The 13,301-nt window shown below is 69.7% G+C and carries 12 protein-coding genes; 7 read left to right on the top strand and 5 right to left on the bottom strand.

Features of this window, described 5'->3' with window-relative positions:
* Nucleotides 1-81: 81 nt before the first annotated feature.
* Complete coding sequence (trpD, locus tag DEJ29_RS09370; RefSeq protein WP_111030102.1) at nt 82-1,137, bottom strand: anthranilate phosphoribosyltransferase; 1,056 nt, start codon at nt 1,135-1,137, stop codon at nt 82-84.
* A 70-nt stretch (nt 1,138-1,207) separates the two neighbouring features.
* On the opposite strand from trpD, the gene ctaE reads away from it, so the two are divergent.
* The 5 genes from ctaE (at nt 1,208) to DEJ29_RS09345 (ending at nt 6,590) form a co-directional block, all read left to right on the top strand.
* Nucleotides 1,208-1,846, top strand: a complete 639-nt coding sequence (gene ctaE, locus DEJ29_RS09365; protein ID WP_027465617.1) for an aa3-type cytochrome oxidase subunit III — start codon at nt 1,208-1,210, stop codon at nt 1,844-1,846.
* Nucleotides 1,847-1,867: 21 nt separating this feature from the next.
* The gene (gene qcrC / locus DEJ29_RS09360; RefSeq protein WP_071403834.1) at nt 1,868-2,677 is read left to right on the top strand and encodes a cytochrome bc1 complex diheme cytochrome c subunit; all 810 of its coding nucleotides are present in this window, start codon (nt 1,868-1,870) and stop codon (nt 2,675-2,677) included.
* 33 nt (nt 2,678-2,710) lie between these two features.
* On the top strand, nt 2,711-3,775 hold the full coding sequence (gene qcrA, locus DEJ29_RS09355; RefSeq protein ID WP_027465615.1) for a cytochrome bc1 complex Rieske iron-sulfur subunit: 1,065 nt from the start codon (nt 2,711-2,713) through the stop codon (nt 3,773-3,775).
* Nucleotides 3,775-5,463, top strand: a complete 1,689-nt coding sequence (gene qcrB, locus DEJ29_RS09350; RefSeq protein ID WP_071403835.1) for a cytochrome bc1 complex cytochrome b subunit — start codon at nt 3,775-3,777, stop codon at nt 5,461-5,463. Before qcrA ends, qcrB begins: the two co-directional genes overlap by 1 nt.
* Nucleotides 5,464-5,630: 167 nt before the next feature.
* Nucleotides 5,631-6,590, top strand: coding sequence for a phosphodiesterase (locus DEJ29_RS09345; RefSeq protein ID WP_111094010.1), 960 nt, complete (start codon nt 5,631-5,633; stop codon nt 6,588-6,590).
* Between the two features lie 651 nt (nt 6,591-7,241).
* Here DEJ29_RS09345 and DEJ29_RS09340 read toward each other — a convergent pair.
* From DEJ29_RS09340 to DEJ29_RS09325, 4 genes are all read right to left on the bottom strand, one after another.
* The gene (locus tag DEJ29_RS09340; RefSeq protein WP_071403837.1) at nt 7,242-8,795 is read right to left on the bottom strand and encodes a stealth family protein; all 1,554 of its coding nucleotides are present in this window, start codon (nt 8,793-8,795) and stop codon (nt 7,242-7,244) included.
* Between the two features lie 48 nt (nt 8,796-8,843).
* On the bottom strand, nt 8,844-9,134 hold the full coding sequence (locus DEJ29_RS09335) for a DUF6804 family protein (RefSeq protein WP_258375867.1): 291 nt from the start codon (nt 9,132-9,134) through the stop codon (nt 8,844-8,846).
* Between the two features lie 158 nt (nt 9,135-9,292).
* On the bottom strand, nt 9,293-9,877 hold the full coding sequence (locus DEJ29_RS09330) for a GDSL-type esterase/lipase family protein (protein WP_071403838.1): 585 nt from the start codon (nt 9,875-9,877) through the stop codon (nt 9,293-9,295).
* Nucleotides 9,874-11,406 (bottom strand): SDR family oxidoreductase, encoded by a 1,533-nt coding sequence (locus DEJ29_RS09325; protein ID WP_035808300.1) that lies wholly within the window; start codon nt 11,404-11,406, stop codon nt 9,874-9,876. Before DEJ29_RS09325 ends, DEJ29_RS09330 begins: the two co-directional genes overlap by 4 nt.
* Before the next feature lie 43 nt (nt 11,407-11,449).
* On the opposite strand from DEJ29_RS09325, the gene deoC reads away from it, so the two are divergent.
* Together deoC and DEJ29_RS09315 are read left to right on the top strand one after the other, a co-directional pair.
* The gene (gene deoC / locus DEJ29_RS09320; RefSeq protein WP_111094007.1) at nt 11,450-12,181 is read left to right on the top strand and encodes a deoxyribose-phosphate aldolase; all 732 of its coding nucleotides are present in this window, start codon (nt 11,450-11,452) and stop codon (nt 12,179-12,181) included.
* Nucleotides 12,182-12,315: 134 nt separating this feature from the next.
* Nucleotides 12,316-13,269 (top strand): ROK family protein, encoded by a 954-nt coding sequence (locus DEJ29_RS09315; RefSeq protein ID WP_111094006.1) that lies wholly within the window; start codon nt 12,316-12,318, stop codon nt 13,267-13,269.
* Nucleotides 13,270-13,301 lie beyond the last annotated feature (32 nt).

The following is a 13,301-nucleotide window of genomic DNA, read 5'->3' as shown; positions in this document are numbered from 1 at the left end:
GTGCGCGCTCGTGGCGCAGCACCGGGCTGTCAGGCTCGCACCGGGTGACGCACCGCGCACGGTGCGCGGGGTCGGCGTGGACTACGCGGCGGGGGCTGCGCCGACCCAATCAGCCAGTTTGCGCGCACCGGCGCCGGAGTCGACCGCCTCGGCGGCGACGACAAGCTGCTCGCGGAAGCGCTGCAGGATCGGCCGGTCGGACTCGTTCGGGTCCTGGGCCAGCCGGAACGAGACGAGGCCGGCCGCGGCGTTCAGCAGGACGATGTCGCGGACGGGTCCGGTCTCCCCCGCGAGCACCCGGTGGACGACTCCGGCGTTGTGCTCGGGGTCGCCGCCGAGCAGGTCCTCCGTGCGTGCGCGGGCGATGCCGAGGTCCCGCGGGTCGAGGTCGTGCTCGGTCACGCGGCCCCCGGTGACCTCCCAGATGTGGCTGTGCCCGGTGGTGGTCAGCTCGTCGAGTCCGTCGTCGCCGCGGAACACGAGGGCCGTCGCGCCGCGCGTCTGGAACACACCCGTGATGATCGGGACGAGGTCGAGCTGGGCGACCCCCACGGCGTTGGCCTCGCACCGTGCGGGGTTGACCAGCGGGCCGAGGAAGTTGAACACCGTCGGCACGCCGATCTCGCGCCGGACCGGGCCTGCGTGGGCGAAACCGGGGTGGAACGCGTTGGCGAAGGCGAAGGTCAGCCCGACACGCCGGAAGGTGTCCGCGACACGCGCGGCGTCCATCGTGAGATCGAGTCCGAGGGCGGCGAGCACGTCGCTCGACCCGGACTTCGACGAGCTTGCCTTGTTGCCGTGCTTGACGACGGGGACCCCGGCGGCGGCGATCACGATGGCCGCCATGGTCGAGATGTTCACGGTGCCGACCACGTCGCCGCCGGTGCCGACGATGTCGAGCGCCATCGGATCGACGTCGAGCGGAACAGCGGCGTCCAGGATCGCGTCGCGGAACCCGACGACCTCGTCGACGGTCTCGCCCTTCGCGCGGAGCGTCACGGCGAAGGCTGCGATCTGTGCCTGGGTGGCGCGCCCGTGCACGATCTCCTCCATGGCCCATGTGGATTGCCTGATCGTCAGGTCCTCGCGCGCCATGAGCGCGCTGATCACTGCTGGCCAAGAAAGTGCGTCAGGCATGGCTCGATCGTAGTGAATTCGAGAGACCCGCCAGTCTCCTGCGAAAACACTGTCGGGGGTTTCGGCCATAATGGAGGACGTGACTAGCACCTCTCTCTCCAGATCAGCCAGCGGTCCGGCCCTCAACAGGCCGAACGCCGTGGCCGTGGGGACGATCGTGTGGCTGGGCAGCGAGGTCATGTTCTTCGCCGGCCTGTTCGCGATCTACTTCACGCTCCGCAGCACGTCCCCTGAGCTCTGGGCGACCGAGACCGCGAAGCTCGAGGTGCCCTTCGCCTCCGTGAACACGATCATCCTGGTGCTGTCCAGCTTCGCCTGCCAGTTCGCCGTGTTCGCCGCGGAGCGCTTCCAGGTGCACCGGACGAGCTGGAACCCGCGCCACTGGGGCATGACGGAGTGGTTCTTCGTCACCTACGCGATGGGTGCGATCTTCGTCTGCGGCCAGATCTTCGAGTACGCCAACCTCTGGCATGAGGGCGTGACGCTCTCCTCCAGCGCATACGGCTCGGCGTTCTACATGACCACCGGGTTCCACGGGCTCCACGTGACCGGTGGCCTCATCGCCTTCCTGCTGACGCTCGGCCGCGGTTTCGCCGCCAAGAACTTCGGCCACAAGGAAGCGACCACCGCCATCGTCGTGTCGTACTACTGGCACTTCGTCGACGTCGTGTGGATCTTCCTCTTCGCCGTCATCTACCTTCTCAAGTAGGAACTGGACACCCCCCAGCACATGTTCAACAGAACCAAGTCCAAGAAGGGCCGCCGTTCACCGATGGCGACCGTGTCGCTCATCGTCGTGGGTCTCATGACCACCGGTGGCGCGTACGCACTGTTCAGCTCCACGGCGAACGCCGACGACAGCACGAACACCGTCGCCGCCTCGAGCCAGTCGCAGGTGAACGAGGGCGAGAAGCTCTTCGCCTCGAACTGCGCCACCTGCCACGGTCTCTCCGCGCAGGGCACGAGCGAGGGCCCGTCCCTCATCGGTGTCGGCGCCGCGTCGGTCGACTTCCAGGTCGGCACCGGCCGCATGCCGATGGCCGCTCAGGGCCCGCAGGCCGAAGAGAAGCCCGCGCAGTTCACGGACGAGCAGGTCGACGCACTCGCGCAGTACGTCGCCTCCCTCGGCCCCGGCCCGTCGGTCCCGTCCACCGAGCTCACCAACGGTGAGGACGGCGACGCTGCCGAAGGCGCCGAGCTGTTCCGCATCAACTGCGCCATGTGCCACAACGTGGCCGGCGCCGGCGGTGCGCTGACCGAGGGCAAGTACGCCCCGAACCTCGAGACGGTCTCCGGCAAGCACATCTACGAGGCCATGCTCACCGGCCCGCAGAACATGCCGGTCTTCAACGACCTGAACCTGACGCCGGAGCAGAAGGCCGACATCATCACGTACCTCAAGTACGTGCAGGACAACAAGTCCCCCGGTGGCTTCGCACTCGGCTCCCTGGGGCCGGTCGCCGAGGGTCTGTTCATCTGGATCTTCGGACTGGGCGCGGTCGTCGCGATGACCGTCTGGCTGACCGCGAAGTCCAACTGATCGTCCGTGTCGAACGACACTGAAGGGAACACCATGGCAGAGCACGACGACGAGACGCTGAACTCGTCCTCGGCTGTCGAGAAGCACGGCACGACCACCTCCCCCGGGATCGCGGTCCTCCCCGTCGACCCGTTCGAGAACCCGGGCGAGCCGCCGCACCGCCCGCGCCGCACCGACGTCGACCCGAAGAAGCAGCGTCTGGCCGAGCGCCAGGTCGCCGCGTACTTCTACCTGTCGATCGTCGGCAGCGTCCTGTCGATCGCGGCGTACGTCGCCTTCCCGATCGACCCGAGCGACTTCGGGACGGTCCGCACCGCGAACCTCTTCCTGGGCCTGTCGATCGCCCTCGCGCTCCTCGCCCTCGGCCTCGGCGCCGTCTACTGGTCGAAGTCCCTGGTCGTCGACCGTGAGATCACCGAGCTCCGCCACGGCACCCGCGGCACCGACGCGACCCGCGCCAAGGCGGTCGAGGCGTTCCAGCTCGCCGACAAGGAGTCGGGCTTCAGCCGTCGCAAGCTGATCCGCAACTCGATGATCGGTGCCCTGGCCGCGTTCCCGCTCCCCGGCATCGTCCTGGTCCGTGACCTCGCTCCGGCCGAGGACCCCAACGAGCTGCTCCGCCACACCTTCTGGAAGCAGGGCCTGCGCCTGACGAAGGACCCGACGGGTCTGCCGATCAAGGCCTCCGACGTCACCATCGGTTCGGTGTTCCACGTCATCCCCGAGGGCATGCTCGAGTCCGAGCACATGCTGGAGGAGAAGGCCAAGGCCTCCGTCCTCCTCATGCGTCTCGACCCGAAGGACCTCAACCCGTCCAAGGGCCACGAGAACTGGGGCTACGACGGCATCGTCGCGTACTCCAAGATCTGCACCCACGTCGGTTGCCCCGTCGCGCTCTACGAACAGCAGACGCACCACCTGCTGTGCCCGTGCCACCAGTCCACCTTCGATGTCTCGAACAACTGCGAGGTCATCTTCGGTCCGGCAGCACGCCCCCTCCCCCAACTTCCGATCGCGATCGACGACGACGGCTACCTGGTTGCCCAGAGCGACTTCCACGAGCCGGTCGGACCGTCCTTCTGGGAGCGTGAACGCTGATGACCAGCACCACCACCACCGCACCGAACACGTCGACGAACAAGCCGGCGCCGGAGCGCGGATCCCGCATCATCGGCGGGGTCGCCAACTACATCGACGAGCGCACCAGCATCTCGGGCCTCGTCAAGGAAGTCGGCCGCAAGATCTTCCCGGACCACTGGAGCTTCATGCTCGGCGAGGTGGCGCTGTACAGCTTCGTCGTCGTGCTGCTCTCCGGGACCTTCCTGACGTTCTTCTTCCAGGCGTCCATGACCGAGGTCGTCTACAACGGCTCGTACGTCCCGCTCAAGGGCGTGGCGATGTCGACGGCCCTGCAGTCCACGCTCGACATCTCGTTCGACATCCGCGGCGGGCTCTTCGTCCGCCAGGTGCACCACTGGGCAGCCCTGCTGTTCGTGGCGTCGATCATGCTGCACATGGCCCGCGTGTTCTTCACCGGTGCCTTCCGCAAGCCGCGTGAGCTCAACTGGGTCTTCGGCTTCCTGCTCTGGGTCCTCGCCATGGCCGAGGGCTTCACCGGCTACTCGCTCCCCGACGACCTGCTCTCCGGAAACGGTCTGCGGATCATCGTCGGCATGATCGAGGGTGTCCCGGTCATCGGTGTCTGGATCGCCTACCTGCTGTTCGGTGGTGAGTTCCCGGGGACCGACATCGTCGGCCGCCTGTACACGCTGCACATCCTGCTGCTACCGGCGATCCTCGTCGCGGTGCTCGGTGTCCACCTCGTGCTCGTCGTGATCAACAAGCACACGCAGTTCGCCGGTCCGGGCAAGACCAACGAGAACGTCGTCGGTGTCCCGATCCTCCCGGCGTTCGCCGCGAAGGCCGGTGGGTTCTTCTTCATCGTCGCGGGCATCCTGGCCCTCATCGCGTCGCTGTTCACGATCAACCCGATCTGGAACTACGGCCCGTACGACCCCTCCCCGGTTTCCGCCGGTACCCAGCCCGACTGGTACATCGGCTTCGCCGACGGCGCGCTCCGACTGGTCCCGCCGCACTGGGAGGTCGTGTGGTTCGGCTACACGGTGTCGTTCAACATCCTGGCGCCGATCGCGGTCCTGGTGCTGCTCATCCTGGCGATCCTGCTCTACCCCTTCATCGAGGCGTGGGTCACGGGCGACAAGCGTGAGCACCACATCCTCGACCGCCCGCGCAACGCCCCGACGCGCACGGCGTTCGGTGCCGCTGGCATCACGCTCTACGCCAGCCTCTGGGCAGCAGCCTCGTCGGACATCATCGCGACGCACTTCCTGGTGTCGATCGAACACGTGATCCACGTGATCCAGGCAACGACCGTCCTCGGTCCGTTCATCGCCTTCTGGATCACGAAGCGTGTCTGCCTCGCCCTCCAGAAGAAGGACCGCGAGATCGTCCTGCACGGCTACGAGTCGGGCCGCATCGTCCGACTCCCCCACGGCGAGTACATCGAGGTGCACGAGCAGCTCGACGAGTACGAGCGCTGGAAGCTCCTGCAGTTCAACGAGTACAAGCCGCTGATGATCCGCCCGAACGCCAAGGGCAAGATCACGGGTCTGCAGAAGGTCCGCGCCGGCGTCTCCCGCTTCTTCTTCGAAGACCGCATCGAGCCGGTCTCGAAGGCAGAACTCGAGGCAGCACACGCCGCGCACCACGGCCCGAACCTCGAGGGTGGCCACCAGGCTCCCCAGGTCGGCCCCGGCGATCACTGATCGGTAGCGCACGAAGCAACCCCCGTCACGAAGTGGCGGGGGTTTCTTCGTCCACACCGCGAAACGCCGCCCCCAGTTCACGGCTGGTTCACTCTCGCGTGCTGGACTCGTCCAGGACGGTGTGGCAACGTGTTGCACCACGCATCCGCCAACGGAATGAGACCCCGATGGACAGCCGGACGGCCGAACACCCCAGGCCGAACCACTTCCTCCTCCACCTCAGCGACACGCACCTCGTCTCCGGGGACCGCGACCTGTACGGCGATGTCGACTCCGCCGCTCGGCTCACGCAGATCGTCGCGGACATCGAAGCTTCGGGCACGCGTCCCGAAGCGATCGTCGTCACCGGCGACGTGGCCGATAAGGGCGAGCCGGGGGCGTACGCCCGCGTCCGCGAGATCCTCGAACCGGCCGCGCAGCGCATCGGTGCACAGGTCATCTGGGCTATGGGCAACCACGACGAGCGCGGTGCCTTCCGCCAGGAGCTCTTCGGCCTGCAGCCCACCGACCGCCCGGTCGACTTCGTCTACGACGTCAACGGTCTCCGCGTGATCACCCTGGACACGAGCGTGCCGGGTCACCACCACGGTGAGGTCTCCCCCGAGCAGCTCGACTGGCTCGCCGAGGTCCTGTCCGAGGCCGCGCCGCACGGCACCATCCTCGCGATGCACCACCCGCCGGTGCCGAGTGTCCAGGACCTCACCGTCCTCGTTGAGCTCCGCGACCAGCAGGCCCTGGCCGAGGTCGTCGAGGGCAGCGACGTCCTCGCCATCATTGCCGGGCACCTGCACTACTCCACCAGTGCGGTGTTCGCCGGCATCCCGGTTTCCGTCGCCAGCGCCACCTGCTACACCCAGGACCTCACGGAGTTCCAGGGCGGCACCCGCGGACGAGACGGTGCGCAGTCGTTCAACCTCGTGCACGTCTACGGCCACAACGTCGTGCACTCGGTCGTGCCGATCGGGCACTACGCCACCGTCGGGCAGCCCGTCTCCGCGCTCGAGACCGAGGCGAAGCTCGCCGCGCACGGCGTGACGATCCCCGCGGCCGTCGAGCCGGCACCGGTCACCTCGAGCATCCCGGTGTTCACGCTCGACTCGGTGCCCGTCTCCCCCATCCACCGGTAGCCCCGCGCACTTCCAGTGCAGAAGAGGTCTGGTCCGCCATGCGGACCCGACCTCGTCTGCTCACCGAGTGCGGGCGCGGATGGTCACGACTCCCCGTCAGTGCGCGGCGAGTGGTCACGTTCCGTTGTCCAGCGGCTCGGCAATCGACAGTTCGTGACCGCTCGGCGGGAAGCCAACGGGATGTCGTGACCGCGCGGCGGCGTGCGCGTCCCGACGGCAGGCCCGACGGTCGTCCCGGCGGCCGGGAGGCCCGTGGCGGGGTCGACTCGCGCCTCCCGGCCCGCGGGGTGGTCGCGACTCACCGCGGGTGCTGTGTCGCGTGGTCATGTTCCGTCGGCTGTGGGCGGCGCAGGCGACGGGCTGTGACCGGTCGGCGTGGGGGTGGCGGGGTGTCGTGACCGGTGGAGCGTGTGGGTGCGCCGGAACCACGTGGCTGGGTTCCGGCGCCGGGCTCGCAGGCTCGCCCGGAGCGCCCCAGCAGGCCGCTGGCGCGTCCTGAGCGCTGGGACGCTCCCAGCAGGCCGCTGGCGCGTCCTGAGCGCTGGGACGCTCCCAGCAGGCCGCTGGCGCGTCCTGAGCGCTGGGACGCTCCCAGCAGGCCGCTGGCGCGTCCTGAGCGCTGGGACGCTCCCAGCAGGCCGCTGGCGCGTCCTAAGCGCTGGGGCGCTCCCACGGCGCGGGGAACGGGAAGTAGCGCTCCAGGAAGCCCGTCACGCGCTGCGTGCGCTCTTCGTCGCTGACCTCGGGGAAGCTGCCGTCGTTGAGGCAGAAGAAGTCCACGTTCCGCTTCTTCAGCAGCTCGTCGAGGGCCTTGAGTCCGGAGACCATGGTCGTGTCGATGTACCCGACGGCCGCGTTCTCCTGGATGATCGCCCGACCGGTGAGCAGCGAGTAGTAGTGGTACAGCGAGTTCGTCACCGAGATGTTGTCGGCGGCGCGGAAGCGTGAGGCCGCAGTGGCCGCGAACTCGTCGGCGAACTCGTGCTCCATCTCGGTCATGATCGAGGCGCGCAGGGGCGTCGGCGCGTGCTCGAGGTGCCGGGTCGTGACCGCACCGAAGCGCTGCTGCAGCAGGCGACGGTTCACGCGGGCGGAGTTCTCGAAACCGCTGCGTGCCGGGTTGTTGGAGCCGAGGCCGATCCGGGTCGACGCGAGGATGAACTTCGTGACCGATCCCGGGCTGTAGAACACCGAGGGGTCGACGAGGCGCCCGAAGAACATGTCGTCGTTCGAGTAGATGAAGTGCTCGCTGATGCCCGGGATGTGGTGCAGCTGCGACTCGACGGCCTGCGAGTTGTGCGTCGGCAGCACGGAGGGGTCGGCGAAGAACTCCTCGCTGCGGACGATGCGGACCTTCGGGTGCTCGGCGAGCCAGTGCGGCGCCGGGGAGTCCGTCGCGATGTAGATCTGGCGGATCCACGGCGCGAAGGTGTGCACCGATCGGAGCGCGTACTTCAGTTCGTCGATCTGGCGGAACCGGGCCGGGGCGTCGTCGCCCTCGCCCAGGACGGCGTTCGACTGTGCGGCCTGGCGGGCGCGCTGGTACTCGATGGCGTTGCCGTCGACCCACGAGAAGACGATGTCGATCGGGAACCGGATGTCCGAGACGTGGTCGTCGAACATGTGCTCGACGGTGCGCCAGGTGCGGCCGTAGCGTTCGATGTCGACGAGGACGAACTCGTCGATCGGCAGGCTGCGACGCATCAGGGCGTTCTCGACGGGTGCGAGGACCTCGATGTCGGTGACGCGCCAGAACTCGAGCTGGACGCTCGTCTCGGCGCCGTAGCGCAGGCGTCCGAGCGGCTCGAGCCGCGGGCGGAACACGCGGAGCACGGGTTCCTCGACGGAGCCGAGTCCGTCGTCCTGCACGAGCACGGCCGGCTTGCCCGGGGGCTTCGCGTAGAAGGGCTCGTTGACGGCCGCGGACATCACGGCGCTCTCGGCGCGCTGGCGGTCACGCTCGTCGAGGGCGATCACCGGGCGCTGGTCGTTGCCGCGGATGAGCAGGTGGTCGACGTCAGCCGCGGTGAGCGCGTCGTCGAGGAACAGCAGGTCCTCGATCATCGACTGCTGCGGCGTGAGGTGTCCGTTGATCAGGGTCAGCCGCCCCTTGCGGACGACGACGTCGGATCGGTCGAGACCGCCGGAGGACGGTCGAGGGTTCAGCAGAGGACTCTCGGTCACCGGCTCGGTCTCGTCGTTCATCCATGCCCTTCGGGTGTGCGGCCGGGTCCTGTACCCGACCTGCCGATCCTACCGTCCGTCCGACTCGCGGGGCACCTTGACCACGATGCCCACCACGATGAACAGCGCGGCGGCCACCAGCTGCAGGGCCGCCCACACCTGTCCGGGGATGGGCACCGTGACGAGCGGGTTCCAGCACACGGCGACGGCGGCCATGAGCAGGGCGGCCCACCAGACCTTCCCGCGCACGCTGAAGACGAGCACGATCAACGCGAGCACCGTGACGCCCCAGCGGGCGAAGGCGAAGCCCGACGAGTCGACGATGGCGACACAGGCCAGCAGCACGATCGCCGCGATCATCGACGGCGCCAATGCGGGCCGGGTGAAGGGCGGGGTGGTGCGGGCACCGCTGGCCGGTGCGGCGGCTGCGGGTCGCGGGGGCCCTGCGGGTCGAGGGGACCCTGCGGGCACGCCGTGCTGGGACGACCCCACCGGGGGCCGCCCCTTGCGTGCGGCCATCAGTCCGCGGAGCCGTCGAGGTCGATCGCCTGGATCGACCGCGACATCGGCGGCAGGTCGCGGACGCGCTCGAGCGCCGGCACCAGCTCGCCGACCAGCGCGCGGTAGCCGTCTTCGGTCAGGTGCAGGCCGTCCTCGGTGAAGCGGGCGTCCAGGTGGTCGCCGTCGGCCAGGGCGGGCCAGGCGTCGAGGTACTGCGCGTGGCACGTGGCGACGAACTGGCGGAGGTGCCGGTTGGCCTGCTCGATCTTCGTGGCGTACTCGGCCTGCCGGGGCAGGATCGACACGAGCAGCAGGCGCACGCCCGGCAGCTCGCGGCGGAGCGTGACCAGGATGGTCTCGACGTTGCGGACCACGTGCTCGGCGCTCGCGCGGTGGTTGCCGAAGTCGTTCGTGCCGATGAGCAGCACGATCACCTCGGGCTGTTCGGCGACGACGGCGTCGAGGCGCGTCAGCACGCCGTCGGTCGTGTCGCCACCGATGCCCTGGTTCAGCGTGTGCTCGTCGGGGAGCCAGGTGTCCCAGTCGCCCTGTTCGGTGATGCTGTCCCCCAGGAAGAGGACGGGGCTGCGGTCGTCGGTCATGCTGCCTCCTCGTGCGCCGGCTCGGGGGTCTCGGTCTGCTGCGTCCGGTTGCGCTGCGTGGACCCGGTGTGGTCGGACTCCCGCTCGGCGGCGGCGGTGATGCGCTCGACCATACCGGGGAAGATGATGCCGTGGAACGGCAGGATGCCGTACCAGTACAGCCGCCCGGCCAGCCCCTGCGGGAAGTAGATGGCCCGCTGGTGGTAGTCGCTGCCGCCGTCGGGGTTCGGTGTGACGGTCATCTCGAGCCAGGCACGACCGGGCGACTTGAACTCGGCTCGGAGTCGCAGGTACCGGCCGCGCTCGAGTCGTTCGACGCGCCACCAGTCGAGCGCGTCGCCCTGCTCCAGGCGCTGCTGGTCACGCCGGCCGCGGTTCAGGCCGACACCGCCAGCGATCTTGTCCATCCAGCCGCGGGCGACCCAGGCGAGGGGGAACGAGTACCAGCCGTTGTCGCCGCCGATCGACTCGACGACACGCCAGACGTCCTCGGCGGAGGCACTGGAGTGCCGCTTCCGGTCGTCGACGTAGACCGTGTGCCCGGCCCAGTCGGGGTCGTTCGGCATCGGGTCGGCCGAGGCGCTCGAGAGCGTCGCGCTGCGCCAGCTCGTCTGCACCTGACCGCTGCGCATCTTGTTCAGCGCGAGGCGGACGGCCCGACGGTACGAGGTGAGCCCGCCCTCGGGCTGCGGCACGACGTCGTCGATGTCGTGCTCGCGCTGCACGCACTCGAACTGCAGCGACTCGATGATCGGCGTCGCGAGCTTGCGCGGGATCGGGGTGACGGCGTTGAACCAGTGCGCGGCGAGGCGCGGGGTGAGCACCGGCAGGACCGTGATCGGGCGCTGGGGCAGCTTCGCCTCGACCGCGTAGCCGTTCAGCATCTGGCCGTACCGCAGGACGTCGGGGCCGCCGATGTCGAAGGTGCGGTTGACGTCGGCGGGGACGTCGAGCGCGGCCACCAGGTAGTACAGGACGTCGCGGACCGCGATCGGCTGGATGTGGTTGCGGACCCAGCGCGGCGCGGGCATCCACGGCAGGACGTCGGTCAGGTGCCGGATCATCTCGAACGAGGTGCTGCCCGAGCCGATCACGACGCCGGCCTGGTACGCCACCGTCGGCACGCCCGAGCCGAGGAGGATCTCCCCCACCTCCTTGCGGCTGCGGAGGTGCTTCGACAGCTCACCGTCCGGGTGCAGCCCGCCAAGGTAGACGAACCGGCTGACGCCGGCCGCCTTCGCCTCGCGCGCCATGGTCTCGGCGGCCTCGCGCTCGGCCGACTCGAAGTCGCCGTCGGCCCCCATCGCGTGGGCCAGGTAGTAGACCGCCTCGATCCCGTCGACGGCGGCGCGCACCGCCTCGGCGTCCTGGAGATCGCCCTCCGCGACGTCGACCTCACTGCTCCACGGGACGTCCTGGAGCTTCCGGGGGTTGCGCACGAACACCCGGACGGAGTGGCCGGCTTCGAGGAGACGAGGGACGAGACGACCACCGATGTACCCGGTGGCGCCGGTGACGAGGACCTGCATGCCCTGCACGCTACGCGGCACGCCTGACGGGTAGGCTTGCCGGGTGGACAACGCAGCCTTCCCCGTCACCGTCGATGCCGTCCGCGGCCTCATCGACCACGCGATCCTGAAGCCCGAACTCACCCGCGCGGACGTCGACGCCCAGCTCGACGAAGCCGCTGCCCACCGCGTCTTCAGCGTCTGCGTCCGTCCGAGCGACGTCGCCCACGCCGTCGAGCGCCTCACGGGCACCGGCGTCGGCGTCGGCACCGTGATCGGCTTCCCGCACGGCACCACGTCCACCGCGGCGAAGGTCGCCGAGTCGCTGCAGGCCCTGGCCGACGGCGCGTTCGAGCTCGACATGGTGCAGAACATCGGCGCCGCGACGTCGGGCGACTGGCAGCGCGTCGAGCAGGACGTCCGCGCGGTCGTCGACGCCGCCGGCGACACCGTCGTCAAGGTGATCCTCGAGACCGCGTTCCTGACCGACGACGAGATCGTCGCGGCCTCGCGTGCGGCACAGACCGCCGGCGCCGCCTTCGTGAAGACCTCGACCGGGTTCGCCGGCGGTGGCGCGACGGCCGAGCACATCGCCCTGATGCGCCGCACGGTCGGTGCCGACACCGGCGTGAAGGCCTCCGGCGGCGTCCGCGGGCTCGACACCCTGCTCGAGATGGTCGAGGCGGGCGCGAACCGCATCGGCACGAGCGCCTCGGCCCGCATCCTCGACGAGGTCGCGCACCGCGCCGAGACGGGCGCCGCGTCGGCGCTCGGCGACGACACGACGTCCTACTGAACCCACGGGGCTGAGCCGACCTGGCTGAGCCCACGCACCCAGCACGACCCACCACGACCAGGCCGGAGCCCACCGGACGCGACGACGCGTCGGCGACCCGCACCGTGCCTCCAGAACGCCGCATCGGAGCGCGCATGTCCAGCACCGCACCCCAGTCCCCCGCCCTCGCCCTGGCCGTCGACCTCGGCGGCACGAAGGTCGAGGCCGCGCTCGTCACCGACCAGGGCGTCGTGCTGCCGGCGACCCGGTTCCGCAGCCCCACCGGGCCACAGCGCACCTCGGACGAGCTGCAGGCCGCCGTCGACGAGGTCGTCACGGCCGCGCTCGGCGCGCTGCCCGCCGACGCGACGCTCGTCGGCGTCGGCGTCGGTTCCGCCGGCCCGGTCGACGAGGAGCACGGCCTCGTCTCCCCGCTCAACATGCCGGTCTGGCGTGGCCACCCGCTGCGCGACCGGATCGCGGCGCTCGTGCCGGACGACGTCCCGGTGACGCTCCGCATGGACGGCCTGGCGATCACCCTCGCCGAGCACTGGGTCGGCGCGGCCCAGGGCTACGAGCACGTCATGGGCATGATCGTCTCCACCGGCGTCGGCGGCGGGCTCATCCTGCACGGTCGCACCGTCAGCGGACCGACGGGCAACGCCGGCCACATCGGCCACGTCGAGTGCGGCGGCTACGACGACCCCTGCGCCTGCGGCGGCACCGGTTGCCTCGAGGCGATCGCCAGCGGCCCGAAGACCGTGGGCTGGGCACGTCGTCAGGGCTTCGCGGGCACGACCGGCGAGGAGCTCTCGGCCGCGTACGCCGCCGGCGACGAGATCGCTGTCGCCGCGGTCCAGCGGAGCGGCCGTGCCCTCGGGCAGGCCATCGCCGCCGCCACGAGCCTGGTCGACCTCGAGATCGTGGCCATCGGTGGCGGGTTCTCGCACGTCACCCCGGACCTGTTCGAGTACGCCCGGCAGGCCGTGGCGGAGCGTGTCGAGTTCGGGTTCGTCACGAAGGTGCAGATCGTGCCGACCGGGTTGTCCCAGGACGGTCCGCTCATCGGTGCCGCGGCGCTCGTGCACCGCGCCGACGTCCTGCGCTGAGCACGCGCGTCGCGTCCGTCCGGGCCCGATCC

Source organism: Curtobacterium sp. MCPF17_021, from assembly GCF_003234605.2.
Lineage (GTDB): Bacteria > Actinomycetota > Actinomycetes > Actinomycetales > Microbacteriaceae > Curtobacterium > Curtobacterium flaccumfaciens.
This window is presented reverse-complemented; position numbering and strand designations above follow the sequence as displayed.